The sequence below is a fragment of the Kitasatospora sp. NBC_01539 genome (assembly GCF_045040525.1).
Lineage (GTDB): Bacteria > Actinomycetota > Actinomycetes > Streptomycetales > Streptomycetaceae > Kitasatospora.
The window spans coordinates 1,845,102-1,871,193 of the sequence record NZ_CP109390.1 but is presented as its reverse complement, the minus strand read 5'-3'; the positions used below and the strand labels follow the sequence as shown (position 1 = coordinate 1,871,193).

Here is a 26,092-nt window from a genome sequence, read left to right as displayed (position 1 = left end):
CCTCACCGCACGCCCGAGGGCACGGTCACGACCGGGCATTCGGCGTGCCGCAGCAGCCCGTGCGGCACCGAGCCGAGCCGCAGCCCGGTGAACCCGCCCCGGCCGCGCCGTCCGACGACGACCGCCAGTGCCTCGGCCGACGCCTGCGCCAACTGCTCCACCGGGTGTCCGAGCACGACGTCCTGGGTGAGCGGCACGTCGGGGTAGCGCGCGGTGCGTCCGGCGGTGGCCTCGTGGAGCTGACGACGGACCTCCTGCACCGCGGTGTGCTCGTCGATCGGCAGGATCATCGGCGCCTGCCAGACCCACACGGCCCGCAGGGCGGCACCGCGCCGGGCCGCGGTGTCGAACGCGTGGTCGACGGCGGCCGCCGAGCCGGGGCTGCCGTCCACGCCGACCACCACGTACGGCGGCCGGCCGGTGGCGGGCTCGTGCTGCCGCACGACCACGACCGGGCAGTCCGCCTGGGCGCTGACCGGCACGATCACCGAGTACGCGCTGAGCACCTCCTCCACGCGGGAGAGGTGGCGCGAGCCGAGCACGATCATCTCCGCGCCGGCGCCGCGCCGGCACAGCACCTGGCCGGGATGCCCGTCGGCGAGCACGAGCGTGGTCTCCAGCCCGGGGTGGCGCTTCTCGACGGCGAGCCGCGCCTCGCCGAGGGCGGCGTCGCCGAGCTCGTGCAGGGAGGTGCGGTACATGCCTTCGTCGAATCCGCGCAGGTCGCGGGCGGTGGGCGGGACGGCGTGCACCAGGCGCAGCGCCAGCCCGCGGCGGGCCGCCTCGTCGCCGGCCCAGGCGAGCGCGAGCGAGGCGGGGTCCTGGGCGTCGATGCCGACCACGATGGCGCGGCGTCCGTCGGCTGACGTCATGGCTCCTCCACGGCGGCCCGAGCAGGGCCCTCGGCCCGGTCGCGGGCCCCGCGCCCTGCGGCGGGCCGGACCGGCGGGTACGGACGTGCGGGGACGGGAAGGGGCTACCCGCTTCTCGCGGATCCTGATTGCGCGGTGCACGGTCTTGCGGCCGCTACTCCGCGTCTTCCTGGGGCCCTTCCCGTCCTCTCCAGCAGACCACCACCGGCGTCGTTCCGCGAGCCGCCACGCCCGGCCCCGCGGGGGGCGGCCGCGGCGTAGCCTCACGGGCATGGCGACGGAGCAGGACGCGGAGCGTGACGGGCAGGCCCCGGCGGAGCGGGCGGGGAGCGGACGGCCGGCGGCGGGCCCGCCCGAGGAGGGCGGCGAGCCGGCCTGCCTGCTGGCGATGCTGTGCCCGTCCTGCGACGCGGTGCCGGAGAGGCGTTCCTCCGCACCGTGTCGGCGGTGCGGTGCCGCGCCGGAGGCGTAGCGCGGTCGCGTCCCGCGGCCCGGGGGGCGCCCCGGGAACGAAAAGCGCTGGCCCGTGGGCGGCCGGGCCCCTAGGTTCGGTCCGGCCCGACACGGCCCGGCGTGCCGTCGGGTCGGCGGCACGAGGAGTCCCTTCCGAGGACTCCGAGGGGGAGCGATGACGATCCATCTGGTGGGCGGCGGCCGTGACGCGAGGTTCCACGCCGAGCTGTACGGGCCGTTCCTGGCGGAGGCCGGCCCCGACCCGGTGGTGGCCTGCCTGCTGCTCGACGAGGGCGAGCTGCCCGAGCAGTCCGAACGCTGGACCTCCGCCCTGCGCGCCGCCGCACCCTGCCGCCCGCGGGTGCTGCCGGTGGTGCCGGGAGAGGACTTCGACCCGGCGGGGATCGACGGCGCGGACGCCGTCTTCGTCGGCGGCGGGCTCACCCCCGCCTACGCCGCCGCCCTGGCCGGCCCGCTCGGCCGGCGGCTGGCGGAGCGGCCGCTGCCGTACGCGGGCTTCTCGGCGGGCGCGGCGATCGCCGCCGAACGGGCACTGGTCGGCGGCTGGCTCTCCGACGGCGTGCCGGTCTGCCCGGAGGACGCCGCCGAGGACCTCGACGAGCTCGCCGTCGTGGCCGGGCTCGGACTGCTGAGCGCCGCGGTCGACGTGCACACCGCCCAGTGGGGCACTCTGCCGAGGCTGGCCGAGGCGGTCGCGCGCGGCGCGGTGCCGTACGGGCTGGCGATCGACGAGAACACCGCGCTGGCCGTCGACGGGCGGACGGCGGCGGTGCGCGGCGCGGGCCGGGTGCACCTCGTCCGTCCGGACGGCGACGGGGTCGCGCTCCGCTCCCACCGGGCGGGTGCGGTGCTCACGTTGTGACGCACCGGCGGCGGGCCCGGCGGCGGGGTGCCGGGCCGTCGGGTGCCGGACGGTTCGGGTGCCGGACGCCGGTTCCAGGGCGCTGGTTCCAGGGCTCAGGGGAGGGCGATGCGGCGCTCGTCCGCGGTGATCGCGAGGTCGTTGATGCTGGCGAAGCGGCGGCGCATCAGCCCGTCCGCGTCGAACTCCCAGTTCTCGTTCCCGTAGGCGCGGAACCACCGGCCGTCCTCGTCGTGGTACTCGTACTCGAAGCGGACGGCGATCCGGTCGCCGGTGTGCGCCCAGAGCTCCTTGCGGAGGCGGTAGCCGAGCTCGCGGCGCCACTTGGCGGTGAGGAAGTCGACGATCGCGGGGCGGCCGGTGAGGAAGACGTCGCGGTTGCGCCACTCGGAGTCCTCCGTGTAGGCGAGGGCGACGCGGTGCGGGTCGCGGGTGTTCCAGGCGTCCTCGGCGGCCTGGACCTTCTGCCGGGCGGTCTCCTCGGTGAACGGCGGGACGGGCGGCCGGGTACCGGACATCGGGGGCTCCTCGCGGCAGGGGGAGAACGGTCGTTCTCTGCTTGTTCGCTACGATAGGAGAACGATGGTTCTCACGCAAGGAGGCGGCGTGTCCGTGGAAACCGACGAGGCGGCGCGCACCCGTGCGCTGGACGCAGCCGAACAGCTCTTCTACGGCCACGGCGTCCAGGCCGTCGGCATGGACGCCGTCCGCACCGCCTCCGGGCTCCCGCTCAAGCGCCTCTACCGGCTCTTCCCCTCCAAGGGGGAGCTCGTCGAGGCCTACCTGCGGCGCCGCGACACCCGCTGGCGCGCGGACCTCGCCGCGTACGTCGCGACGGCCACCGCCGACCCCGAGGAGCGCCTGCTCGCGGTCTTCGACTGGCTGCGGCAGTGGTTCGAGGAGCCCGGGTTCCGCGGCTGCGCCTTCGTCAACGCCTTCGGCGAGCTGGGCGCCGACTCACCCGCCGTGGCCGCGGCCGCCCGCCACCACAAGGCCGAGTTCCGGCGCTACCTGGCCGGCCTCGCCGGCGCCGCACGGCTGCCCGCGCCGCTCGCCGGGCACCTGCTGCTGCTCGCGGAGGGGGCGATCGCCACGGCGGCCGTCACCGGCGGGGCCGCCCCCGCCGACAGCGCCCGTGAGGCCGCCGCCGTGCTGCTCGCGGCGGTCGGCGGCCGGGCCGCTCACTCGTAGCGGTGCAGCAGCGACTCCCGCTCCGACTGCTCGATGTGGGCGATCGTCAGCGCCGGGTCCTGCAGGTGCGAGAGGGTCACCTGGGCCGAGCTCGGCTGGGCGTCCCGGGCGAGCCACTGCTCCGGCTTCCACGCGCCGCCGCGGAGGAACGCCTTCGGGCAGTGCCCGTACACCTCGTCGACCTCGACCACGATCGCGCTGCTCGGCGGCTTGCCGACGGCGGTGAGCTGCTTCAGCAGGTGCTCGTCGGTGGAGACGCAGGCCCGGCCGTTCACCCGCAGGGTCGTGTCGCGCCCGGGCACGACGAACAGCAGGCCGACACGGCCCGTCTCGACGATGTTGTGCAGGCTGTCGAGCCGCTTGTTGCCGGTGGCGTCGGGGATCGCCAGCGTCAGCTCGTCCAGCACGGCCACGAAGCCGGGCGGGCCGCCGCGCGGTGAGACGTCGCACCGGCCGTCGGCCCCCGCGCTGGCGACCAGCACCAGCGAGGAGCAGCCGATGAGCTGCCGTGCCACGTCGTGGATGCGGTCCACCTGCTTGCGGACGACGAGGTCCGAAGGCTGCTCGTAGCGCTCGCGCAATCCGGACACCTCCCGCACCGCGGTGGCGTTCAGGGCGTCGAAGAGGCGGCCGGGCGCCTCGGATGGGGTGATCACATGCCAGGAACCTAGCCCAGCCGGACGCCCGGCGGAACGCCTTTTCCCCGCGCGTACGGGCTCCGGCCTGCCGCGGCGCCGCTCGGCCGGGGGCGGGCCGGGCGTGCGGAGCCCGGGTCCGCGGGCGGTGCCGAACGGGCACGCTTATGTCCCGCTCCGGAGGGTGGTGCTCCCGTGCGGGCTCCGTATCGTTCCCGGTGAGGGACGGCGGCGGTGGCGGACCGGGGACCACCGGCTCCGCGGGCCGTCACCCGGGTCGCCCTCGGCTCCCATCCCCTCCTCTCTCCCCGTGCTGTGTCACGGCCCGCGCTCTGATTTGTTTTTTGCGTTACATGGTGGATTTCTTGCGCAACATTCGTATGCTTGGCAGCAATCGACGGTCGCCGTCGCTGATCGGAGTACGTCATGACGCTGGGACTCATGCCTTTCGTTGCGGCCCCGGGTGCCGCGAAGCCCGAGCTGCCCGCACGGCCCGGGCCCTCCGCGAGGTCCGCGACGGTGGGGGCGCCGGGGGGCTCGGCGGTCCGCGCGGTCGCCGGGTTCGCCGCCTTCCCCCCTGTGGAGGCGCCCCTGTGGCTGGTGTCGGCCCCCACCGTCGCGCCCGACGGCCGCGCGGGCGAGCAGTCCTTCGTCGTCCCGGCCGTCACGCTCGGCGAGGCCCTCGTCGCGGCGGGGCGGCGCGCGGCGACCCGGGCCGCCGCCGGGCGCCGCCGCGGTGCCCGCATCGACCTGGACCGCGCCACCGCCGTCCGTCACCGCTGAGCCGTCACCGCCGAGCCGTCACCGCTGAGCCGTCACCGCCGAGCCGTCACTGCCGAGCCGTCACCGCCGAGCCGTCACTGCCGTCCGTCACCGCCGAGCCGTCGGGCTCCGGCCGGTCAGCGGGCCGCCTCCGGGCGGACGCGTGCGTACCGGAGCAGCACGACGCCGTTGCCGAAGGTGCGGTTCTCGACCGGCTCCAGCGCCGTGTGGTGATCGGTAGGAGTGAACAGCGGGGTGCCGCGGCCGATCAGCACGGGGTGGACGTACACCCGGTACTCGTCGATCAGGTCGTGCCGGCGGAAGGTCGCGCCGAGGTTCGCACCGCCCACCACGAGGTCGCCGCCGGGCCGGGTCTTCAGCTCCCGGATCTCCTCGGGGTCGACCTCGCGGCGCAGTTCGGCGTTCCGGTCGACGTGCTGCAGGGTCGTGGAGAAGACGATCTTCGGCGTCTCCCGCCAGATCCGGGCGAACTCCCGGACGGTGGCGGGGCTCGCCGGATCGGCGTCGGCGGTCGGCCAGTACGCCGTCATCAGCTCGTAGACGACCCGCCCCTCCAGGAACGCCCCGGCGGTGGCGAGGTAGTCGTTGAAGTGGTGGTGCAGCTCGTCGTCCACGCGGTGCCAGTCGAGCGAGCGGTCCGCGGCTTCGATGAAGCCGTCGAGGGAGATCGACATCATCAGGACGACCTTGCGCATCGCGAGCCCTCTCCGTCCGGCGCGGCGGCCGCCGACCGGCAGCCGGGCGCCCCGCATCCCGCGTCCCGGGCCGTCCCGGGCGCCAGCCCATGCTGGCACGGGCTGCGGTGACGAGCCGTCAGGCGTGGCCGGAGGTCTCCGCGCGGAGCCACTCCAGGTAGGCGGCCGATCCGGTGACCACGGGCACGGCGACGATCTCCGGGAGGTCGTAGCCGTGGCGTTCGCCGATGAAGGCGACGAGCCGGTCGGCCAGTGCGGCACGGGTCTTGAGGTCGACCCGCCACTCCGCGTCGGACCGCACCTCGCCCTCCCACCGGTACACCGAGCTGACCGGGTGGACCTGCGCGCACGCGGCGAGGCGCTCCCCGACGGCCGCTGCGGCGAGGGCGCGGGCCTGCTGCTCGTCGTCGTAGGTCGTCGTCACCACGAGGAATTCGGCGTCCGTCATGGGCGCCGAGCGTACGGGACCCGTGCCGGGCCCGGGGTGCGGTCGCCCCGGTGCGACGCGTCGCCGGTGCGGTGCCGGCGCGGTGGTGCCGGGGTGTCGTCGGGGTGTTGCCGCCCGCGCCGGCCGGTGGGGCGGCCTGCCGGGCGGTCCGCATGCGGAGTTTCGCTATTCCCCGTGATCGGCCGGTGGCGGAGTGAAACAGGCCACAGGGAGGCCCTCTGCTCAACGGCGGCCGATCATGGCAGAATGACGGCAGAAGTAGTGACGTTCAGCGCACTCCGGGGTCGGTGAAAATCCGAACCGGCGGTTACAGTCCGCGACCCGTCCGCAGCCAGCGGGCGGTTGACCAGGTGAAATTCCTGGACCGACGGTTAAAGTCCGGATGGGAGGCGTGCGCGGCGGACGAGCAGTGCCACGACCCGGAGACGGGTGGTGGTGTGCAGGCACAGGAGGGCTCTCTCCCGGCGGCAGCGCAGGGGCGGGTTCCGCCGGGCCGTGCCGTCCGCGTCATCTCCCCTGCCGCCCCGGAGTCCGCGCCCCAAGCGCGAGGAGAACCCGGGTGTTCACCGGCATCATCGAAGAGCTCGGCGAGGTCGTCTCCATCGAGGAGATCGGCGACTCGTCGCGGATGCGCCTGCGCGGCCCGGTGGTCTGTTCCGGTGCAAAGCACGGCGACTCCATCGCGGTCAACGGCGTGTGCCTGACCGTGGTCGACAGCCCCGAGGAACTCGCCGCCGACACGGGTGAGTTCAGCGCCGACGTGATGGCGGAGACGCTGCACCGCTCCAGCCTCGGCGGGCTCGCGCCCGGCTCGACCGTCAACCTGGAGCGCGCGATGGCGCTCGGCGCCCGCCTCGGCGGCCACCTCGTGCAGGGCCACGTCGACGCCACCGGCGAACTCCTCTCCCGCGAGCCCGGCGACCTCGACGCCGAGGGCAGGCCCCGCTGGGAGGTCCTGCGGTTCTCGCTCCCGCAGTCCATCACCCGCTACCTGGTGGAGAAGGGCTCGATCACGGTCGACGGCGTCAGCCTCACCGTCGTCGACGCCGCCCTCGACTCCTTCAGCGTCTCGCTGATCCCCGCGACCCTCGCGCTGACCACGCTCGGCGCCAAGACCGTCGGCGACCCGGTCAACCTGGAGGTCGACGTCCTCGCCAAGTACGTCGAGCGGCTGCTCGACACCCGCACCCTGCCCGACCACCTCACGAAGGACGTCTCGTGAACGCACTGACCGGGGTGGCCTTCACCGCCTTCGGCGAGCCGGTGAAGTGGGCCGACATGATCGGCAACCTGCTCGGCCTCACCGCCCTCGCCCTGGGCTGGCGGCGCTCGGTGCTCAGCTGGCCCGTCCAGCTCCTCTCCGGCGCCGTCCTCGTCACCGCCTACCTCGGCGGCCACGTGCCCGGCCTGATCGGCAAGCAGCTGATCGTGATCGTCGCCGCGGCCTGGGGCTGGACGCAGTGGCAGCGCGGCCGCCGCGCCACCGGCGGCATCGCCGTCCGCTTCGCGACCTGGCCCGAGCGGGCCGTCCTCGTCGCGGCCACCGCCGCCGGCACCACCGCCCTCGCCCTGCTCTTCCAGGCCTACCCGGAACTCTCCTGGAGCCCCTGGTCGGACGCGTACATCTTCGTCGGCACGCTCGCCGCGATGTACGCCCAGGCCCGCGGCTGGCTGGAGTTCTGGTTCGCCTGGATCGCCGTCGACGTGGTCGGCGTGCCGCTCGCCTTCAACAGCGGCTACGCCTTCTCCGGCCTCACCTACAGCATCTACTTCGTGCTCGTGCTGCTCGGCCTGCGCTCCTGGTGGCTCAGTACCCGCACCGCCCGCCCCTCGCTCACCAAGAACCCCCAGGGAGTCACGGCATGACGATCCAGCACTCCGACGTCGACCTCGTCCTCGACCCGGTCGAGCGTGCCATCGCCGACATCGCCCTCGGCCGCGCCGTGATCGTGGTCGACGACGAGGACCGCGAGAACGAGGGCGACATCGTCTTCGCCGCCTCCGCCGCCACCCCCGAGCTGCTCGCCTTCACCATCCGCTACAGCTCCGGCGTGATCTGCGCCCCGCTCACCGGCGAGGAGCTCGACCGGCTCAAGCTGCCCCCGATGACCGCGATCAACGAGGACCGCAAGGGCACCGCGTACAGCATCTCGGTGGACGCCCGCGACGGCGTCGACACCGGCATCTCGGCCGCCGACCGGGCCCGCACCATCCGGCTGCTCGCCTCGTCCGGCACCGAGCCCGGCGACCTGACCCGCCCCGGCCACGTCTTCCCGCTGCGCGCCGTCGACGGGGGCGTCCTCGTGCGCCCCGGCCACACCGAGGCCGCCGTCGACCTGGCGCGCCTGGCCGGCCTCACCCCGGCCGGCGCCATCGCCGAGGTCGTCAACGACGACGGCACCATGGCGCGGCTGCCCGAGCTGGTCGCCTTCGCCCGCGAGCACGGCCTCGCGATCATCTCCATCGAGGACCTGATCGCCTACCGCCGCCGCACCGAGCTGCACGTCGGCCGCGCCGCCGTCACCGCGCTGCCCACGGAGTACGGCGACTTCACGGCGGTCGGCTACAAGGGCACCATCGACGGCGTCGAGCACCTCGCCCTGGTGGCCGGCGGCCTCGACGCGGACGGCCGTCTCCCCGAGGGCGAGGACGTGCTCGTGCGCCTGCACTCCGAGTGCCTCACCGGCGACGTCCTAGGCTCGCTGCGCTGCGACTGCGGCCCCCAGCTGCAGGCCTCGCTGCGGCAGGTCGCCGAGGCCGGCCGCGGTGTCGTCCTCTACCTGCGCGGGCACGAGGGCCGCGGCATCGGCCTCGCCCACAAGCTGCGCGCGTACGAGCTGCAGGAGCAGGGCCGCGACACCGTCGACGCCAACCTCGACCTCGGCCTGCCCGCCGACGCCCGCGACTACTCGATCGGCGCCCAGATGCTCGCCGACCTCGGTGTGCGCTCGCTGACGCTGCTCACCAACAACCCGCACAAGCAGGCCGCGCTCACCGAGCACGGCCTCAAGGTGAAGGGCCGCCTCCCCGTGGAGGTGCAGGTCGGCGAGCACAACGAGCGCTACCTGCGCACCAAGCGCGACCGGATGGGCCACGACCTGCCGTGGCTCGACACCGACTCCTGATCACCGCCCCCTTCCACCCGCACGACCACCCGCACGACCCAGAGACGAAGGAAGTACGCACGTGAGCGGCCACGGAGCCCCCGAGCTGACCATCGAGACCCCCGCCGGCCTGAAGGTCGCGGTGATCGCCGCGCAGTGGCACGAGCAGGTGATGAACGGTCTCCTCGACGGCGCCGACCGTGCCCTCAAGGAGCTCGGCATCGACGGCGCCACCGTGCTGCGCGTGCCCGGCACCTTCGAGCTGCCGGTCGCCGCCAAGCGCCTCGCCGAGGCCGGCTACGACGCCGTCGTCGCCCTCGGCGTGGTCATCCGCGGAGGCACCCCGCACTTCGACTACGTGTGCCAGGCCGCCACCGTCGGCCTCACCCAGGTCAGCGTCGACACCGGCGTGCCGGTCGGCTTCGGCGTGCTGACCTGCGACGACGAGCAGCAGGCGCTCGACCGGGCCGGTCTGCCCGACTCCGCCGAGGACAAGGGCCACGAGGCCGTCACGGCCGCGGTCGCGACCGCGGCCGTGCTGCGCGCCGTCGCCGGAGCCGGCGCCTGACGGTGTCCCGCCGGACTGTCCACGGTCCGGAATCGTTTACCGCCGGTCAGCCCGCACACCGTAAGGTGAGGTCATCATGGCTTCGAAGACATTCGAGGAGCTGTTCACCGAGCTCCAGCAGAAGGCCGCCACCGGCGACCCCTCGTCCTCCCGTACCGCGCAGCTCGTCCAGCAGGGCGTCCATGCGATCGGCAAGAAGGTCGTCGAGGAGGCCGCCGAGGTCTGGATGGCCGCCGAGTTCCAGTCGGACGACCAGACGGCCGAGGAGATCTCGCAACTCCTGTACCACCTCCAGGTGATGATGATCGCCCGCGGGCTGACGCTCGACGACGTGTACGCGTACCTCTGACCGCCCGGCCGACCGACCCCGTGTCAGCCGCCCCTCCCACAGCGAAGGAAACGTCCTCCATGCTCCGCATCGCCGTTCCCAACAAGGGTTCTCTCTCGGGTCCCGCGGCGGAGATGCTGCATGAGGCCGGCTACCGCCAGCGCAAGGACCCCAAGGAACTCGTCCTGGTCGACCCGGAGAACCAGGTCGAGTTCTTCTTCCTCCGCCCGCGTGACATCGCCGTCTACGTCGGCTCCGGCCGCCTCGACGTCGGCATCACCGGCCGCGACCTGCTGCTCGACTCCGGCGCGGACGCCGAGGAGGTGCTCGCCCTCGGCTTCGGCGGCTCCACCTTCCGCTTCGCCCGCCCGGTCGGCGTCGAGGTCGACGACGTGCAGGGCCTCGAAGGCCTGCGGATCGCCACCTCGTACACCGGTCTCGTCGAGCAGCACCTCGCCGAGCACGGCGTGAAGGCCACGGTCACCAAGCTCGACGGCGCCGTCGAGACGGCCGTCCAGCTCGGCGTCGCCGACGTGATCGCGGACGTCGTCGAGACCGGCACCAGCCTGCGCAACGCCGGCCTGGAGGTCTTCGGCGAGCCGATCCTGGTCTCGGACTCCGTGGTCGTCCGCCCCAAGGGCGCCGGCGAGGACGCGCGGGTCGAGCAGTTCCTGCGCCGCCTCCAGGGCGTCCTGGTGGCCCGCCGGTACGTGCTGATGGACTACGACATCCGGGCCGAGCGGGTCGGCGACGCCGTGTCGCTCACCCCCGGCCTGGAGTCGCCGACCGTCTCGCCGCTGCACACCGAGGGCTGGGTCGCCGTCCGGGCGATGGTGCTCCGCAAGGAGGCCCAGCGGATCATGGACGACCTGTGGAGCATCGGCGCCCGCGCCATCCTGGTCACCAACATCCACGCCTGTCGCCTCTGACGCCCCGGGCGTTCCCGGCGGCGCCTGCCGCGTACGACCGATCCCGAGGGCGGGGGCCCGCCGGCCCCCGCCCCCCGCACTGGAGCCACCCCGTTGTCGACCCCCGCCCCGCCGCCGGCGCCCGTCCTGCCGCTCACCTGGTCGCCGCGCCGCAACCGGTACGTGCTGCTGCCGCTCTGCGGCGTGATGGTGATCGTCTTCACGGTGCTCGCGTTCGCGCTGCCGGCCAACTGGCACACCAACGACCGGGCCGCCATGGTCGTCTGCGGCCTGATCTTCGCGGGTGTCGCGCTGATGCTCGCCCGGCCGCGGGTGAGCGCCGACGAGACCGGCGTCACCGTCGTCAACTTCGTCCGCAGCCGCCGTCTCGCCTGGGCCGAGATCGTCCGGGTCAACCTGCGCGCGGGCGACCCCTGGGTGATCCTCGACCTCGCCGACGGCACCTCGCTCGCCGCGGTCGGCATCCAGCCCGGCGCGGGCCGCGCGCAGGCGGTCACCGCCGCGCGGACGCTGCGCGACCTCGTCGACGACCGCGGCACGGCGCGTCGCTGACCCCGCCGTCGAAGCGGGATCCCTACACTCGTTCGGTATCGTCTACGCTGGTTACGGCTGGTAAAGCCGGGGCAAAGGGCCCGACAACCCCCGTACCGACCTGAGGAGTGACTCTCCCCGTCCATGGACGATCCGTCCGGTAGTACCTGCGCCGCCTCGCGTCCGACCTTCGGAAGGCAGGCGGCACCGTGATCACCGCCTGGCTGCTGCTGCTCGCGGCCGTGCTTCTCATCCTCGCCAACGGCCTCTTCGTGGCCGCCGAGTTCGCCTTCGTGACCGTGGAGCGCGGCAGCGTCGAACGCGCCGCCAAGGCCGGCGACCGCCGCGCGGAGGGCCTGCTCGCGGCACTGCGCCACCTCTCCTTCCAGCTCTCCGGCGCCCAGCTCGGCATCACGATCACCTCGCTGGTGGTCGGCATGCTCGCCGAGCCCGCCCTGTCGGTGCTGCTCGCCCCGCTCTTCGAAGCGGTCGGCCTCTCCGCGTCCGCCGCCCGCGGCACCGCCCTCATCACCGGCATGGTCGCCGCCACGGTGCTGCAGATGGTGATCGGCGAGCTCGTCCCCAAGAACTGGGCGATCTCCCGGCCGCTGCAGGTCGCGTACGCGGTCGTCGGACCGCAGCGGGCCTTCTCGGCCGCGTGCCGCCCGCTCATCAGCTTCCTCAACGGCTCCGCCGACCGCATGGTCCGCGCGCTGGGCATCGAACCGCAGGAGGAGCTGGGCCACGCCCGCACCCCTGCCGAACTCGTCTCGCTGGCCCGGCACTCCGCCCGCGAGGGCGCCATAGACCAGCAGTCCGCCGCGCTGTTCGTGCGGACCTTCGGCCTCGGCCGGCTCACCGCGGAGAGCGTCATGACGCCGCGGGTCGACGTCGTCGCCCTGCACCACGACGCCACCGCCGCGGACGTCCTCAACCTCGCCCGCGCCACCGGCCTCTCCCGCTTCCCGGTGTACGTCCACAACCTCGACGAGATCACCGGCACCGTCACGCTGAAGGACGCCCTCGCGGTGCCCGACCAGCGGCGTGCCGGCACCCGGGTCGCCCGCCTCGCCGTCGACCCGCTGCTCGTCCCCGAGACGCTGCCCGCCGAACAGCTCCTCGACCGGCTCCGCCGGCAGCAGCCGATGGCCATCGTCGTCGACGAGTACGGCGGCACCGCCGGTGTCGTCACCGTCGAGGACATCGTCGAGGAGATCGTCGGCGAGGTGCAGGACGAGCACGACCCCGACGACGTGCCCGACCTGCGGCCCATGCCCCCCGAGCGCGGCCTCCCGGTGTGGGACGCCGACGGCCTCACCCGCATCGGCCAGCTGGAGGTCATCGGCCTCCAGGCCCCCGACGGCCCGTACGAGACGCTCGGCGGCCTGCTCGCCGACCTGCTCGGCAAGTTGCCCGCCGTGGGCGAGCAGGCCGAGCTGCCCGGCTGGCGCTTCACCGTGCTCGCGGTCGACCGCCACCGCACCGGCCGGGTCCGCATCCAGCGCACCGACCCCGGCCTGGCCGGCGACGAGGAGACCGGACCGATGACCACGGGGGAAGGCCGATGACCGCCCTCCAGCTCGCCGCCGCCGTCCTGCTGCTGCTCGGCAACGGCTTCTTCGTCGGCGCCGAGTTCGCCGTGATCTCCGTACGCCGCAGCCAGATCGAGCCGCTCGCCGAGGCCGGCAACAAGCGGGCCCGCACCGTGCTCCACGCGCTGTCCAACGTGTCCGCGATGCTCGCCGCCGCGCAGCTCGGCATCACCGTCTGCTCGCTGCTGCTCGGTGCGCTCGCCGAGCCGACCATCGCCCACCTGCTGGAAGGCCCCTTCCACGCCCTCGGCGTGCCCGAGTCGCTGATGCACCTGCTCAGCTACGTGGTGGCGCTGGCCGTGGTGGTCTTCCTGCACATGGTGGTGGGCGAGATGGTGCCGAAGAACATCGCCCTGGCCGGCCCCGAGAAGGCCGCGCTCTGGCTGGGCCCGCCGCTGGACCGCCTCGCCCGCGTGCTCTCGCCGGTGATCGCCTTCCTCAACGCCTTCGCCAACGCCGTGCTGCGGCTCTTCAAGGTCGACGCCAAGGACGAGGTCGAGTCGGTCTTCGACAGCGAGCAGCTGCTCCACCTGCTCGCCGACTCCGCCGACGCCGGACTGCTCGACGAGCAGCGCCAGGAACGGCTGGAGGACGCGCTGGAACTCGGCCGTCGCCCGGTCACCGAGGTCCTGTTGCGACCCGCGCAGCTCGTCACCGTGCCCGCCGGGGTGACGGCCCGGGAGATCGAACGGCTCGCCGTCCGTACGGGCTTCTCGCGCTTCCCGGTGGTCGACGGGGAGGGCGTCGTCCAGTGCTACCTCCACGTCAAGGACATCCTCGACCTGGAGGACCAGGACGCGCCGATGCCGGAGCGGCTCCGCCGCCCGGTCCCCGTGCTGCGCCCGGGCCTGCCGCTGGACGACGCGCTCGGCGCGATGCGCCGCGCGGCCGCCCACCTGGCGGCGGTGGCCGACGCGGACGGCCGCCAGCTCGGCCTGGTCGCCCTGGAGGACGTCCTGGAGGAACTGGTCGGCGAGGTGTACGACCCCGACCACCGGCGGGCCGCCCTGCAGTAGCCCGCGGCACCCGCCACGACGCCCGCCCGCACCGGCACCGACTGCCGCCGGGCGGGCGTCCGCGCGTTCCCGGCGGCGGGGTCCGCGTCGTGGCGGCGGCTACGGCCGGTCGTCGCCGTCGCCGTCGCCGTCGGGGCCGCGGGACGCGGCGGGGCGGGCGGCCCCCCGTCGGAAGAGTTCCGCCGAGAGCAGTTCGACCGCGGCCGCGGCGAGCAGCGGGACGGCGGGCCGCAGGTGCAGCAGCAGGGCGCCGGCGATCGCCCCGGCGGTCATCGCCACGGCTGCCGCGACCTGCCGTTCGCGGGAGTCGAGGGCGGCGTGCACCCGGAAGAGGCCGGTGAAGCCGCGGGTGAGCACCGTGGTGGGCAGGCCGGGTACGGCCAGCCGCAGGGTGGTGGCGTTGCGCCAGCCCATGGCGAGCGCCAGGACGGCGATCACGAGCAGGTCGCGGGCGGTGGGGGCGCCGTTCTGCCGCGGCAGCCCGAGTGCGGTCAGCGCGGCCGCCAGCAGCAGGGCGGCGACCCCGGCCACCGCGACGGGTGTCCAGTGCGGGCCGCGCCGTTCGACGAGGCGGAGGTTGACGCGGTGCCCGCCGAACGCGCCGAGTGCGAAGGCGGCGACGGCGGTGCCCGACCCCACGACCGACAGGTCCTCGCCGGCGAGGCCGAAGCCGAGGAAGAGCACGTTGCCGGTCATCACGGCGGTGAAGACGTGGCCCAGCCCGAGGAGGCTCGCCGCCTCGACGATGCCGGTGACCGCGGTCATGAGCAGCAGGGGGACCGTCTGCGGATCGGGCCGCCGGGGGGTGGGGGTCACCCTTGTTGGTAGCAGCCCGGGCGGGGCGGGTGCCCGCGACCGGGCCGCACGGCGGCCCGTCCCTCACCGGGACGGGTCAGCCGGTGCGTCCGTCGATGAGCTCGCCGTAGGCCTGCAGCAGGTCGGGCAGGCGGAGCGTGGCGAGGTCCTCGCGGCTGGGCGGCTCGCGGTGGGTGCTGAGGCGCAGGTCGCGGTAGGCGCAGGACTTCTCGTACAGGGTACGGACGAAGCGGCCGTTGCCGAGGTCGTCTATCCAGCCCTCGGTGACGACGTGCCCGCAGATCGACGCGAGCTCCTCGCCGGCGTCGTCGTCCCAGCCGTCGCCGCCGGCGAGGGCCAGGCTGCGGCCGATCGCGGTGAGTTCGGCGGGCCGGTAGCTGGGGAAGTCGACGCGGGTGGTGAACCGCGAGTTGAGCCCGGGGTTGGCGGCCAGCAGCCGGTTCATGCCCTCGGGGTAGCCGGCGAGGATGACGACCAGCCGGTCGCGGTTGTCCTCGGCGCGCTTGAGCAGCACCTGCAGCGCCTCGTCGCCGTACGCGTCGCCCTTGCTGTAGCCGGAGTTGGAGAGGCTGTAGGCCTCGTCGATGAAGAGCACGCCGTCGAGGGCGGAGTCGATCAGCTCGTTCGCCTTGACGGCCGTCTGGCCGAGGAACTCGCCGACCAGGTCGGCCCGCTGGGCCTCCACGAGGTGGTCGCCGGAGAGCAGGCCGAGGGCGTGGAAGACCTGTCCGAGGATGCGGGCCACGGTGGTCTTGCCGGTGCCGGACGGCCCGGAGAAGACGAAGTGCCGTTTCGGCGGCTGCAGCGGGAGGCCGCGTTCGGCCCGCAGCCGGGACATCCGCAGTTGCGCGGAGAGCGCCCTGACCTGCCGTTTGACCGGTTCGAGGCCGACCATGCGCTCCAGTTGGTCGAGGGCGGCGTCGAGTTCGTCCTGCAGGCCGGGGCCCGGTGGTGCGGGGGAGGGCGCGGTGCCGCCGCCGGCCCCGGCGCTGGTGCGCGGGGGAGCGGCCGCGCCGGCCGCCCCGGCGGCGGAGCGCTCCGCGAGCGGTTCGGCGGGCGGCTGGGCGGCGGTGCCGGGCGTGCCGGCGGGTGCCGTCCGCCCGGTGGGCGCCGCGAGGTCGTAGGGCGCCGCGAGGTCGTACGGGCCGGGGAGGTCGCAGGAGCCGGGCAGGTCGTACGGCTCGGGGAGGTCGTAGGGCTCGTCGGTGGTGGGCCCGGGCGGCGGCTGGAGGGCGGGCGGGCCGGGGGTGGGGTCCGGCACCAGGTCGGCGAGCAGGTCGGGGAGGGGATCGCCGATCGGGCCCGGCAGGAGGTCGCCCAGCAGGTCGGTCGTCGCCGGTGCGGTGAGGGCGGTGTCCTGCCGGCCGTCGCCGTCGAGGAGTTCGTCGAGCACGCCGTCCTCGGCGGTGATCGCGGCGAGCCGGGCGGCGGTGTCCATGAAGGCGGGGTCGGCGCGGTGCACGGAGCGGTAGAGCGGCAGGGCGGCGGCGGAGCGTCCGGCGCCCTCGTAGGCCCGGGCGAGCCAGTAGCGGAGCTCCTTGCGCTGGGGCTGCTCGGAGCGGCAGCGGGCGAGGGAGGCGGCGAGCGGGGCCTGGGCCTGGGCGCACATGTCGAGGCGCACCCGGGCCATGCCGCCGAACAGGCCGGCCTCGATGCCGAGCAGCGGGTCGTCGAGCAGCCGGTCGGTGTCGCGGATCAGCTGCTCCCAGTCCTTGACGAGGTAGGAGCGGCAGGCGTGCAGGAAGCGGACGGACAGGTCCTCGTCGGCGGGCGGGCAGGCGGTGAGGGCGCGGTCGAGTTCGGCGAGGTGGCGTCCGTCGAGCCAGTGCGAGGCGTGGGCGAGGGCGAGGTCGCGGGCGTCCTCCAGGACGGGCTGCACCCACCAGCCGAGCCAGTACCAGGAGCTGAGGGGGCGTCGGTGGCGCAGGCGCTGCTCGCCGAAGCGATGGCGGTGCCGCTGCATGGCGAGCAGGGCGGCGGAGGTGTCGCAGCGCAGGGCGTGCAGGCCGAGCCAGGCGTCGGCCATGCCGGGGTCGAGCCGGACGGCGGCGCGGAACTCCTCCTCGGCGCCGCTGTAGGAGCCTGCCGCGTAGGCGTCCATCGCCCGTTGCCAGGCGCGGTCGGCCTGCCTGTGCGGTCCTGTGCCGCCGGAACCGTTGCCGCTGTCCACCGTCACCCCACGCCCCCCGCAGTGTGCATCGAGGCCCGGTCGGCCGACGGATCGCCGGACGGACCGTCCGTCAGTTCGCGCAGCCCCCGGGGCGCATGTGCGCCTGCAAGGAATCGTACCGGGGAGGAGCTGATCCGGAAGGGTGCCGCGCCGGGTCAAATATCCGTGGGCGTCGGGGCGTTGGGCCGGGGCTCGGGTGGCGCGCGCGGCCGGGGGAGGAGAGGCGGCATCTCCGGCTCACGGGGGAACAAGTCGGAGATGCCGCGTCTGTTGTTGCGCGATCAACGGATCTCGCGACGTCGAGAAACCTAAATCCTTGAGATACCCCAGGTCAAGAGCGTTGTGAGGGCTCACCGTGGGTGCCGCGGAGGATTCGTCCGGTGATGCCGTCGACGGTCAGATCCGCGTGCGGGCGGCTCGGATCGGCGGCGAAGTGCGCCCGCTCCGCACGGATCCAGCCCTGCCAGAAGGAGGCCAGCTCCGGACCGTCGCGCAGCAGTCCGCGCTCGTTGGCGGACACGGCGTCGAGCTCCATCCACAGCAGGTGGGCGAGGACCGGGCGTACCGCCCGCCGGCCGGCGCCCACGCCCTCGACGATCACCACGGGCGCGGCGGGCACGGTGCGGGGCGCGCCGAAGCGGTGGAGCGTCCAGTCGTAGGCGCGGTACGTGCCGTCCTCGCCGCGGGCGAACGGTGCCAGCACCTGGTCGTGCAGCCGCCCCGTCCAGCCGAACGGCTCCTCGTGGGTGGCCAGGTCGTCCAGATGGACGACCGGTGCGTCCCCGAGTGCGGCCGCCAGCCGGTCGGCGAAGCAGGTCTTGCCGGAGCCGGCGTGCCCGTCCACGGCCACCAGCCGGACCGGCCCCACCGACGGCGGCAGCGCGGTGAGGAGCGCCGCCAGGTCGCCGAGTTCCGTCATGTCGACAGCCTACGGCCGCGCGGGTGGCGGTGACGGGAGGCCGCGTTTCGGGCATACTCGCATCGCCGGATGTGAACGGCCGTTCACCGCGACCCGGTGGCGACCGCCCGACCGGCACTTTTCCCACGTGCCGCCCGCAGACCCGGGCCGGACCCGACCGAGGAGACGCCCGCCATGAGCCTTCCCGCCACCGAGCCGGTGGACCGCCAGCTGCCCAGCGACGAGGCGCGCGAGCTGCTGACCCTCACCCGCGACCTGGTGCAGCGCGAACTCCTGCCGCGCGCCGCAGCGGACGAGGCGGCCGACCGGTTCCCGCGCGAGGTCTTCACCACCCTCGGCAAGGCCGGGCTGCTCTCCCTCCCCTACGGCGAGCAGTACGGCGGCGGCGAGCAGCCGTACGAGGTCTACCTGCAGGTGCTGGAGGAGCTCGCCTCCGGCTGGCTCGCCGTGGGCCTCGGCGTCAGCGTGCACACCCTCTCCTGCCACGCACTGGCCTCCTTCGGCGCCGAGGAGCAGCGCGAGCGCTGGCTGCCCGCCATGCTCGACGGCGACCAGCTCGGCGCCTACTGCCTCTCCGAGCCGCAGTCCGGTTCGGACGCCGCCGCCCTGCGCACCCGCGCCGACCTCGACGGCGACCGGTACGTCGTCAGCGGCACGAAGGCGTGGATCACCCACGGCGGGCACGCCGACTTCTACAGCGCCCTCGTGCGCACCGGCGAGGACGGCGCCCGCGGCATCAGCTGCCTGCTCGTCCCGGGCGACGCGGCGGGCCTGACCGCCGCGCCCGCCGAGCACAAGATGGGCATGCGCTCCTCGCCCACCGCCCAGTTGCACTTCGACGGCGTGCTGGTCGACCGCGAGCGGCTGATCGGCCACGAGGGCCAGGGCTTCCAGATCGCGCTGTCCGCGCTCGACTCCGGCCGCCTCGGCATCGCCGCCTGCGCGGTCGGCGTCGCCCGCGCCGCCCTCGACCTCGCGGTCGAGTACGCGGGCACCCGGCAGCAGTTCGGCCGGCCGATCGCCGACTTCCAGGGCCTGTCGTTCATGCTGGCCGACATGGCCACCCGGATCGAGGCCGGACGGGCCCTCTACCTGGCGGCGGCCCGCCGCCGCGACGCCGGGCTCGCCTTCTCGAAGGAGGCGGCGATGGCGAAGCTCTTCTGCACCGACACGGCGATGCAGGTCACCATCGACGCCGTCCAGGTGCTCGGCGGCTACGGGTACACCCAGGACTTCCCCGCCGAGCGCTACATGCGGGAGGCGAAGGTGCTGCAGATCGTGGAGGGCACCAACCAGATCCAGCGGATGGTCATCGGACGCCACCTCACCGGGCGGTAGCGCCGGACCGGACCGTCCGGCGCTCTCCCTCCCCGGGCGGTCAGCGCCGGGCGGAGCGGGCGCGCTGCGCCGGGATCCGCGCGGCCTGGCCCTCGGCGGGGGCCCCGGCGTGCGAGAACGGCTGCCGGCGCCAGTCGAGCTCGACGGGCAGGGAGAGCAGGGCGGCGAGGCCGGTCCCCGCGTCCTCGGCGGCCTCCTCGCACTCGGCGAGCTCGTCGGTCAGGGCGCCGGTGCCGGGGCACAGCGCCGCGGAGAAGGGGTGCCAGGCGGTGGGCAGCACCGCGTGCTGCGGCAGCCGCTCCTCGTCGCCGATCAGCGCGATCGGGCGGTCGCAGTCCGGGCAGTGCACCCGGACGATCTCCCACGTGTCGGCCTCGCCCGGGTCGGCCCCCAGGCTGTACTCGGGCTCGGTGCGTTCCTCGTCCTCGCTGCGCGGACGCCGGTCAGTAGCAGGCATGTGATCCCCCTCGGATCGGGCCCGGCCTTCGTCGGCCCGGCCAACAGCAGCACTTCCCTGCCCAGGGGGGTCATAACCCTGCGGACCGGCGCACAGTGATGCACGGACTGTGGCCTTCGCCACATTCCGCGGGCATGTGCCCGGCCGGCTGCGCCCGTGCGCCCTTGACGGCCCCGCCCGGGGTGGCCCCGGAGCCGGTGGCGCAGACGCCGCCCTGCGGATCGAGTAGGTTTGCGCGTTGTGGAGGATCTCGACCAGCGCATCGTCCAGCTGCTCCTTGAGGACGGCCGGATGAGCTACACGGACCTGGGCAAGGCCACCGGCCTGTCCACCTCGGCGGTGCACCAGCGCGTGCGCCGCCTCGAACAGCGCGGGGTGATCCGGGGCTACACCGCCATCGTCGACCCGGAGAGCGTCGACCTGGCGCTGACCGCGTTCATCTCGGTCAAGCCCTTCGACCCGAGCGCCCCCGACGACACCCCGGAACGCCTGGTCGGCCTGCCCGAGATCGAGGCCTGCCACAGCGTCGCCGGCGACGAGAACTACATCCTCAAGGTGCGCGTCGGCGCCCCCGGCGACCTGGAGGACCTCCTCGCCCGGATCCGCACCGCCGCCGGGGTCTCCACCCGCACCACGGTCGTGCTGTCCACCCCGTACGAGGCGCGCCCCCCGAAGCTCTGACCGGCCCCTCCCGGGGTGCAGACTTGCCCCCATGACCGAACGCACCGACCGGACCGTGCTGCTCAGAGGCGGCAACGTCTACAGCCCCGCCGACCCCTTCGCCACCGCGATGCTGGTCGAGGGCGCCCACATCGCCTGGGTGGGCAGCGACGGCGCGGCGGAGGCGTACGCCGCCACCGCCGACGAGGTGGTCGACCTGAACGGCGCGCTGGTCACCCCGGCCTTCGTCGACGCCCACACGCACGCCACCTCCGCCGGCCTCGCCCTGACCGGGCTCGACCTCACCGGCTGCCCCTCGCTGGCCGACGCGCTGGACCGCGTCGCCGAGGCGGCCCGGGCCGCCGACGGCGTGCTGATCGGCCACGGCTGGGACGAGACCGGCTGGCCCGAGGGCCGCCCGCCGACCCTCGCCGAGCTCGACACCGCCGCCGGCGGCACCGCCGCCTACCTGTCCCGCACCGACGTGCACTCCGCGCTCGCCACGACCGCGCTGCGCACCCTCGCCGACGGGCTCGCCGCACAGCCCGGCTTCGACCCCGACGGCCCGCTCTCCCGGGACGCCCACCACGCCGTCCGCCGCGCCGCCCTCGCCCACCTGACGGCCGCCCAGCGCCGGGCCGCGCAGCAGGCCACCCTCGCCCGCGCCGCCGAGCTCGGCATCGGCGCGCTGCACGAGTGCGCGGGCCCCGACATCTCCTCCGAGGAGGACTTCACCGAGCTGCTCGCCCTCGCCGCCGAGGGCACCGGCCCCGAGGTCTTCGGCTACTGGGGCGAGCTCGGCGGGGTCGGCACCGCGCTGCGGCTCGGCGCGGTCGGCGCCGGCGGCGACCTCTTCGCCGACGGCGCGCTCGGCTCGCACACCGCCTGCCTGCACACCCCCTACGAGGACGCCGGGCACACCGGCGCCGCCTACCTGACGGCCGCGCAGATCGCCGACCACGTCACGGCCTGCACCGAGGCCGGCCTCCAGGCCGGGTTCCACGCCATCGGCGACGCCGCGGTCGACGCCGTCGTCGAGGGTGTCCGCGCGGCCGCGGAGCGGGTCGGCCTCCCGGCCGTCCGGGCGCTGCGCCACCGCGTCGAGCACGCCGAGGCCCTCGACGAGGCCTCGATCGCCGCCTTCGCGGAGCTCGGCCTGACCGCCTCCGTGCAGCCCGCGTTCGACGCCGCCTGGGGCGGCCCGGACGGCATGTACGTGCAGCGGCTCGGCGCGAAGCGGGCCGCCGCCCTGAACCCGTACGCCGCGCTGCTGCGCGCCGGCGTGCCGCTGGCCTTCGGCTCCGACGCCCCGGTCACCCCGCTCGACCCGTGGGGCACCGTGCGGGCGGCCGCCTTCCACCGCACCCCCGAGCACCGGATCTCGGTGCGAGCCGCGTTCACCGCCCACACCCGCGGGGGGTGGCGCGCCCTCGGCCGCGACGCGGACGGCGTGCTCGTGCCCGGCGCGGTCGCCAGCTACGCCGTGTGGGCCGTCGACGAGCTCGTCGTCCAGGCGCCGGACTCCCGGGTGGCCGGCTGGTCCACGGACCCGCGCTCGGGCACCCCCGGGCTGCCCGACCTCACCCCGGGGCACCCGTTGCCGGCCTGCCTGCGCACCGTCGTCCGCGGCCGCACCGTCCACCTGGCCTGACCGGGCGCGACCGCCCGTCGCGCCACCACCGGACCCCGGAACGGAAGGCACCTCCTCCGTTCCGGGGTCCGGTGCGTGCGCGGCCGGTGACCGGCGTAGTGTGCGTACGAAACCGTTTCGTTCAGCGCCGTTCGCCGGGAGGTCGCCGCCATGACACCGGACACCCCACCCGCGGTCCGCCGCGGCAGGCTCTCCGAGGACCGGGAGGCGCTCCTCCACGCCGCCGTCATCGACCTCCTCCGCGAGGCCGGCTACGACGCCCTCACCATGGACGCCATCGCCGCCCGCGCCCGCGCCAGCAAGGCCACCCTCTACCGGCAGTGGGGAGGCAAGGCCGAACTCGTCGCCGCCGCCCTGCGCAGCAGCCGCCGCGGCGCGGCCGAGATCGACACCGGCACGCTCCGCGGCGACCTGCACGAACTCGTCCGCCGGCGCTGCGGCAGCTCCGTCCACGACGCGGGCCTGCTGCGCGCCCTCGGCCAGACCCTGCACAAGGACCCGGCCCTCATGCGGGCCTTCCGCACCCAGGTCGTCGAACCGGAGAACGCCGCGCTCGCCGCGATGATCCGGCGCGGCGCCGACCGCGGCGAGATCGACCCGGACCGCCCCGCCGCCCGCTTCGTGCCCCACATGGTGCTGGGCGCGCTGGTCGCCCGTCCGCTGATGGAGGGCGCCGAGGCCGACCCCGCGTACCTCACCACCTACGTCGACGCGGTGGTCCTCCCCGCCCTCGGCCTCTGAGCGCCCCGCGCCCCATGACCCCGCCCGACAGGACACCCATGCCCGCCGACCAGCCCGTCCCCGCGGAGCCCGCCGCACCGGACGGATCCGCCGCCCGCCCGCCGCTGCTGCGCGAACTCCTCCTCGTGGGTGCGCTCTACACCGTCTACCGGCTCGGCCGGACGGCCGCCGAGGGCCACGTGCCGCGGGCGTTCCGCAACGCCACCGACGTGTGGCACCTCGAACGCCTCCTGCACCTGCCCGCGGAGGGCGACATCCAGCGGGTGCTCCTGCACAGCGACGTCCTGGTGCACGCCGCCAACGCGTTCTACGCGACCGTGCACTTCCCCGCCACCGTCGCCTTCCTGGTGTGGACGTACTGGCGCCGCCCGGCGTACTACGTGTGGATACGCCGCGTCCTGACCGTCCTCACCGGCGCCGGCCTCGCCCTCCACCTGCTGCTGCCGCTCGCCCCGCCCCGCATGCTGGAGGCCACCGGCCTCGTCGACACCGCCCGCGTCTACGGCCCCGCCGTGTACGGAGACCCGGCCACCGACAGCCTCTCCAACCAGTTCGCCGCGATGCCCTCCCTGCACGTCGGCTGGGCGCTCACGGTGGCCGTCGGCCTGATCGCCGCCACCCGCTCCCGGGGCCGCTGGCTCTGGCTGCTGCACCCCCTCGTGACCTTCCTCGTGGTCGTCGGCACCGCCAACCACTACTGGCTGGACGGCATCGTCGCGATCGCCCTCACCGGCGCCGCCCTGCTGCTGCTCCGCCCGCCGGTCCGCACCCCGGCGCCCCCGCACGGCCTCCCGCCCGCCGTGCCGGGCCCGCGCAGCCCGCTGGGCGTGCAGGCGCCCGCCCACTGACCGGGGCGCACCGGCACTGACCGGAGCGCACCGGCGGAGATCCCCCGAGGCCCGCCGAGGCCCGCCGAGCAGGGCCGATCGCCGCCCGACCCCGTCGCCCGCCCGTCCGCCGATCCGGGGTACCGTCTTCGCACGGCACCCGAACACGGGCGGCCCGACGACGTGGGCGGCACAGCCAGAGAGATGGTGCGCAGGTGGCACTGCCGGTGGAACAGGAGCGGCCGGTGGCTGACGAGGCCAGGGCGGAGGACCGCGCCAGGCCGGGGCTCCCGGCCCGGATCAGGGCCGGTCTGCCGCGGACGGGGCTCGCGCTGCTCGCCGGCCTCCTCATGGTCGCCGCCTTCCCCCCGTACGACCTGTGGCCGCTGTCGATCGCCGGTGTCGCCGCCCTCTCCCTCCTCACCCGCGGGCGCACCCTCCGGCAGGGCGCCTGGACGGGCTTCGCCTTCGGCCTGCCCTTCTTCCTGGGCCTGCTCGCCTGGCTGCGCGTGATCGGCTGGGACGCCACCGTCGGGCTCTCCGTCGTCGAGGCGCTGTTCGTCGCCGCCCTCGGCGCAGGCCTCGCCGCGACCTCCCGGCTCCGGGCGTGGCCGCTGTGGGCGGCCTGCCTCTGGGTGACCCAGGAGTGGGCCCGCGACCGGCTGCCGCTCGGCGGCTTCCCGTGGGGGCGCCTCGCCTTCGCCAACACCGCCAGCCCCTTCACCCCGCTCGCCGCGCTCGGCGGGGCGCCGCTGGTGACGTTCGCCGTCGCGCTGTGCGGCACCCTGCTCGCGTGGGGGCTGCTGCGGCTGCGGCCTGGCCCCCGCCGCTCCCCGCGGGCCGCCGCCCTGGCCGGGCTCGCGGCGGTGGCCGCGCTGGTCGCCGGGCTGCTCGTGCCGGTGCCCACGAAGGGCGACGACACCGTGCGGGTCGCCCTCGTCCAGGGCAACGTGGCCCGGCCCGGGATGGACTTCCTCGGCCGTCCGATGCAGGTGCTCGACAACCACGCCCGCGTCACCGAGCAGCTCGCCGCCGACATCGCGGCGGGCCGCGCCCCGAAGCCGGACATCGTCATCTGGCCCGAGAACGCCTCCGACCTCGACCCCTTCACCGAGCCCGAGGCCCGCGCCCGGATCGACGAGGCGGTCCGCGCCGTCGGCGTGCCCACCCTGGTCGGCGCGCTCGTCGACGGTCCCGACCCGCAGCACGTGCAGAACGAGGGCATCGTCTGGGACCCGGCGACCGGCCCCGGCGCCTCCTACACCAAGCAGCACCCGGTGCCCTTCGGCGAGTACGTGCCGTTCCGCGCCGAGCTCTCGAAGGTGATCGAGCGCCTCCAGCGGGTCGCCCGCGACTTCTACCCCGGCGACCACAACGGGGTGATGCAGCTCGGCCCCGCCCGCATCGGCGACGTGATCTGCTTCGAGGTGGCCTACGACGAGATCGTCCGCGACACGGTCAACGCCGGCGGGCGCGTCATCGTCGTCCAGACGAACAACGCCACCTACAACCGCACGGGCCAGCCCGAGCAGCAGCTCGCCATGAGCCGGCTGCGGGCCGTCGAGCACGGCCGGGCCGTCCTGATCGCCGCGACCAGCGGCATCAGCGCGGTGGTCGCCCCCGACGGCTCGGTGGTCTCCCGCACGAAGGAGCTCACCCCCGACGTGCTGAACGCCGCCGTGCCGCTGCGCGACTCCCGCACCGTCGCCGACCGGGTCGGTGCCGCCCCGGAGTGGGTGCTGGCCCTCGCGGGCCTCCTGGCCTGCGGTGCCGTCGCCGTGGGCGCCGTCCGCCGCCGCCGTCCCGGCGGAACACCGACGGCCGCCGAACCGTTGGACCGTACGGTGCCGTAGTCGCGGCCGGAACGGCCGGCCGGCGGAGAGCACCCCTGGAGGCCCCCGCCGTGACCGAGCAAGCGACCCCGGCCCGACCCGCCCGCCGCAGCACGCTGCGCCGTGTGCTGCCCCTGCTGATCGTCGGCTGGCTGGTGCTGGAGATCTGGCTGCTGACCGTCGTCGCGGGGGCCGTCGGCTGGTTCGCGGTCCTGGTGCTGCTGCTGGCCGGTGTGTTCCTCGGCGGCTCGCTGATCAAGCGCGCCGGGGTGAAGGCCTTCTCGGCGGCGGTCGAGCAGAGCCGCGACCCGAAGCCGCAGCAGACCGAGACCACCACCAGCCTGACCGTCCTCGCGGGCGTGCTGCTGATCCTCCCGGGCTTCCTCTCGGACGTCCTGGCCGTGACGCTGCTCCTCCCGCCGACCCGCGCGCTGTGGCGGGCCAGCGCCCGCCGGCTGACCGCGGGCGTGCTGCGGTCCACCGCGCCGGTGGGAGCGCACCCGTTCGCCGACGCCGCACGTCTCCAGGAGCAGTTCCGTATCCACCGCCCGGACGGCAAGGTCATCCAGGGCGAGGTCGTGGAGCCGGGCGAGGGGCCGCGCCCGGACACCGGTTACCGGCCGCCGATCAGCGGCTGACAGGCCGGACGGACA

Annotated in this window: 28 protein-coding genes and 1 riboswitch; of the genes, 19 read left to right on the top strand and 9 right to left on the bottom strand. The window is 74.8% G+C overall.

The features are described 5' to 3' along the window. Positions 1-2: 2 nt before the first annotated feature. Positions 3-872, bottom strand: coding sequence for a universal stress protein (locus OG335_RS07950; RefSeq protein WP_405010318.1), 870 nt, complete (start codon positions 870-872; stop codon positions 3-5). A 628-nt stretch (positions 873-1,500) separates the two neighbouring features. On the opposite strand from OG335_RS07950, the gene OG335_RS07945 reads away from it, so the two are divergent. Next, the gene (locus OG335_RS07945) at positions 1,501-2,208 is read left to right on the top strand and encodes a Type 1 glutamine amidotransferase-like domain-containing protein (RefSeq protein WP_405010317.1); all 708 of its coding nucleotides are present in this window, start codon (positions 1,501-1,503) and stop codon (positions 2,206-2,208) included. Between the two features lie 95 nt (positions 2,209-2,303). Here OG335_RS07945 and OG335_RS07940 read toward each other — a convergent pair whose 3' ends face one another. Continuing rightward, positions 2,304-2,726: a nuclear transport factor 2 family protein gene (locus OG335_RS07940; protein WP_405010316.1), complete on the bottom strand. Its 423-nt coding sequence runs from the start codon at positions 2,724-2,726 to the stop codon at positions 2,304-2,306. A 94-nt stretch (positions 2,727-2,820) separates the two neighbouring features. Here OG335_RS07940 and OG335_RS07935 point away from each other — a divergent pair, with 94 nt between their 5' ends. Next, positions 2,821-3,399, top strand: a complete 579-nt coding sequence (locus OG335_RS07935) for a TetR/AcrR family transcriptional regulator (RefSeq protein WP_405015334.1) — start codon at positions 2,821-2,823, stop codon at positions 3,397-3,399. Here OG335_RS07935 and OG335_RS07930 read toward each other — a convergent pair. After that, positions 3,390-4,055 carry an MSMEG_1061 family FMN-dependent PPOX-type flavoprotein gene (locus OG335_RS07930; protein ID WP_405010315.1) on the bottom strand — a complete coding sequence of 222 codons (666 nt, stop codon included), beginning with the start codon at positions 4,053-4,055 and terminating at the stop codon, positions 3,390-3,392. The two genes, OG335_RS07935 and OG335_RS07930, sit on opposite strands and share 10 nt — an antisense overlap. A 420-nt stretch (positions 4,056-4,475) precedes the next feature. Here OG335_RS07930 and OG335_RS07925 point away from each other — a divergent pair, with 420 nt between their 5' ends. Continuing rightward, positions 4,476-4,817 (top strand): hypothetical protein, encoded by a 342-nt coding sequence (locus tag OG335_RS07925; protein ID WP_405010314.1) that lies wholly within the window; start codon positions 4,476-4,478, stop codon positions 4,815-4,817. 116 nt (positions 4,818-4,933) lie between these two features. Here OG335_RS07925 and OG335_RS07920 read toward each other — a convergent pair whose 3' ends face one another. Continuing rightward, complete coding sequence (locus OG335_RS07920) at positions 4,934-5,512, bottom strand: dihydrofolate reductase family protein (RefSeq protein ID WP_405010313.1); 579 nt, start codon at positions 5,510-5,512, stop codon at positions 4,934-4,936. A gap of 118 nt (positions 5,513-5,630) precedes the next feature. Continuing rightward, a complete protein-coding gene (cutA, locus tag OG335_RS07915; protein ID WP_405010312.1) occupies positions 5,631-5,960 on the bottom strand; it encodes a divalent-cation tolerance protein CutA in 330 nt (109 codons plus the stop codon). Between the two features lie 270 nt (positions 5,961-6,230). Continuing rightward, positions 6,231-6,358, top strand: a riboswitch (FMN riboswitch). 161 nt (positions 6,359-6,519) lie between these two features. On the opposite strand from cutA, the gene OG335_RS07910 reads away from it, so the two are divergent. The 9 genes from OG335_RS07910 to OG335_RS07870 all read left to right on the top strand — a co-directional run bounded on the left by OG335_RS07910 (position 6,520) and on the right by OG335_RS07870 (position 14,028). Next, positions 6,520-7,182 carry a riboflavin synthase gene (locus OG335_RS07910; RefSeq protein ID WP_405010311.1) on the top strand — a complete coding sequence of 221 codons (663 nt, stop codon included), beginning with the start codon at positions 6,520-6,522 and terminating at the stop codon, positions 7,180-7,182. A 56-nt stretch (positions 7,183-7,238) separates the two neighbouring features. Further along, entirely contained in the window at positions 7,239-7,826 is a 588-nt protein-coding gene (locus OG335_RS07905) for a nicotinamide riboside transporter PnuC (protein WP_405015333.1), read from the top strand. Then, complete coding sequence (locus OG335_RS07900; RefSeq protein WP_405010310.1) at positions 7,823-9,085, top strand: bifunctional 3,4-dihydroxy-2-butanone-4-phosphate synthase/GTP cyclohydrolase II; 1,263 nt, start codon at positions 7,823-7,825, stop codon at positions 9,083-9,085. Before OG335_RS07905 ends, OG335_RS07900 begins: the two co-directional genes overlap by 4 nt. 61 nt (positions 9,086-9,146) lie before the next feature. After that, the gene (gene ribH, locus OG335_RS07895) at positions 9,147-9,632 is read left to right on the top strand and encodes a 6,7-dimethyl-8-ribityllumazine synthase (RefSeq protein WP_405010309.1); all 486 of its coding nucleotides are present in this window, start codon (positions 9,147-9,149) and stop codon (positions 9,630-9,632) included. Positions 9,633-9,708: 76 nt separating this feature from the next. Continuing rightward, positions 9,709-9,981 carry a phosphoribosyl-ATP diphosphatase gene (locus tag OG335_RS07890; protein WP_405010308.1) on the top strand — a complete coding sequence of 91 codons (273 nt, stop codon included), beginning with the start codon at positions 9,709-9,711 and terminating at the stop codon, positions 9,979-9,981. Between the two features lie 59 nt (positions 9,982-10,040). Continuing rightward, on the top strand, positions 10,041-10,889 hold the full coding sequence (gene hisG, locus OG335_RS07885) for an ATP phosphoribosyltransferase (protein ID WP_405010307.1): 849 nt from the start codon (positions 10,041-10,043) through the stop codon (positions 10,887-10,889). Positions 10,890-10,982: 93 nt separating this feature from the next. Next, positions 10,983-11,441 (top strand): PH domain-containing protein, encoded by a 459-nt coding sequence (locus OG335_RS07880; protein WP_405010306.1) that lies wholly within the window; start codon positions 10,983-10,985, stop codon positions 11,439-11,441. Between the two features lie 188 nt (positions 11,442-11,629). Further along, on the top strand, positions 11,630-12,988 hold the full coding sequence (locus OG335_RS07875; protein WP_405010305.1) for a hemolysin family protein: 1,359 nt from the start codon (positions 11,630-11,632) through the stop codon (positions 12,986-12,988). After that, on the top strand, positions 12,985-14,028 hold the full coding sequence (locus OG335_RS07870) for a hemolysin family protein (protein ID WP_405010304.1): 1,044 nt from the start codon (positions 12,985-12,987) through the stop codon (positions 14,026-14,028). The genes OG335_RS07875 and OG335_RS07870 overlap by 4 nt, the downstream gene beginning before the upstream one ends. A 99-nt stretch (positions 14,029-14,127) precedes the next feature. On the opposite strand, the gene OG335_RS07865 is transcribed toward OG335_RS07870, so the two are convergent. From OG335_RS07865 to OG335_RS07855, 3 genes are all read right to left on the bottom strand, one after another. After that, positions 14,128-14,844 carry a YoaK family protein gene (locus OG335_RS07865; protein WP_405010303.1) on the bottom strand — a complete coding sequence of 239 codons (717 nt, stop codon included), beginning with the start codon at positions 14,842-14,844 and terminating at the stop codon, positions 14,128-14,130. Positions 14,845-14,920: 76 nt separating this feature from the next. Further along, a complete protein-coding gene (locus OG335_RS07860) occupies positions 14,921-16,945 on the bottom strand; it encodes an AAA family ATPase (RefSeq protein WP_405015332.1) in 2,025 nt (674 codons plus the stop codon). A gap of 400 nt (positions 16,946-17,345) precedes the next feature. Next, positions 17,346-17,933: a uridine kinase gene (locus tag OG335_RS07855; protein WP_405010302.1), complete on the bottom strand. Its 588-nt coding sequence runs from the start codon at positions 17,931-17,933 to the stop codon at positions 17,346-17,348. Positions 17,934-18,107: 174 nt separating this feature from the next. Here OG335_RS07855 and OG335_RS07850 point away from each other — a divergent pair, with 174 nt between their 5' ends. Then, the gene (locus OG335_RS07850; protein ID WP_405010301.1) at positions 18,108-19,271 is read left to right on the top strand and encodes an acyl-CoA dehydrogenase family protein; all 1,164 of its coding nucleotides are present in this window, start codon (positions 18,108-18,110) and stop codon (positions 19,269-19,271) included. 40 nt (positions 19,272-19,311) lie between these two features. On the opposite strand, the gene OG335_RS07845 is transcribed toward OG335_RS07850, so the two are convergent. Continuing rightward, positions 19,312-19,728 (bottom strand): hypothetical protein, encoded by a 417-nt coding sequence (locus tag OG335_RS07845; RefSeq protein WP_405010300.1) that lies wholly within the window; start codon positions 19,726-19,728, stop codon positions 19,312-19,314. A 240-nt stretch (positions 19,729-19,968) separates the two neighbouring features. On the opposite strand from OG335_RS07845, the gene OG335_RS07840 reads away from it, so the two are divergent. The 6 genes from OG335_RS07840 (at position 19,969) to fxsA (ending at position 26,077) form a co-directional block, all read left to right on the top strand. After that, on the top strand, positions 19,969-20,409 hold the full coding sequence (locus OG335_RS07840; protein ID WP_405010299.1) for an Lrp/AsnC family transcriptional regulator: 441 nt from the start codon (positions 19,969-19,971) through the stop codon (positions 20,407-20,409). 31 nt (positions 20,410-20,440) lie between these two features. Then, entirely contained in the window at positions 20,441-22,039 is a 1,599-nt protein-coding gene (locus OG335_RS07835) for an amidohydrolase (RefSeq protein WP_405010298.1), read from the top strand. Positions 22,040-22,189: 150 nt separating this feature from the next. Then, positions 22,190-22,780, top strand: a complete 591-nt coding sequence (locus OG335_RS07830) for a TetR/AcrR family transcriptional regulator (RefSeq protein ID WP_405010297.1) — start codon at positions 22,190-22,192, stop codon at positions 22,778-22,780. A 38-nt stretch (positions 22,781-22,818) separates the two neighbouring features. Then, positions 22,819-23,628: a phosphatase PAP2 family protein gene (locus OG335_RS07825; RefSeq protein WP_405010296.1), complete on the top strand. Its 810-nt coding sequence runs from the start codon at positions 22,819-22,821 to the stop codon at positions 23,626-23,628. 224 nt (positions 23,629-23,852) lie between these two features. Next, positions 23,853-25,460 (top strand): apolipoprotein N-acyltransferase, encoded by a 1,608-nt coding sequence (gene lnt / locus OG335_RS07820; RefSeq protein WP_405010295.1) that lies wholly within the window; start codon positions 23,853-23,855, stop codon positions 25,458-25,460. A 50-nt stretch (positions 25,461-25,510) separates the two neighbouring features. Continuing rightward, positions 25,511-26,077: an FxsA family membrane protein gene (gene fxsA / locus OG335_RS07815; RefSeq protein WP_405010294.1), complete on the top strand. Its 567-nt coding sequence runs from the start codon at positions 25,511-25,513 to the stop codon at positions 26,075-26,077. The last annotated feature ends 15 nt before the right edge of the window (positions 26,078-26,092 follow it).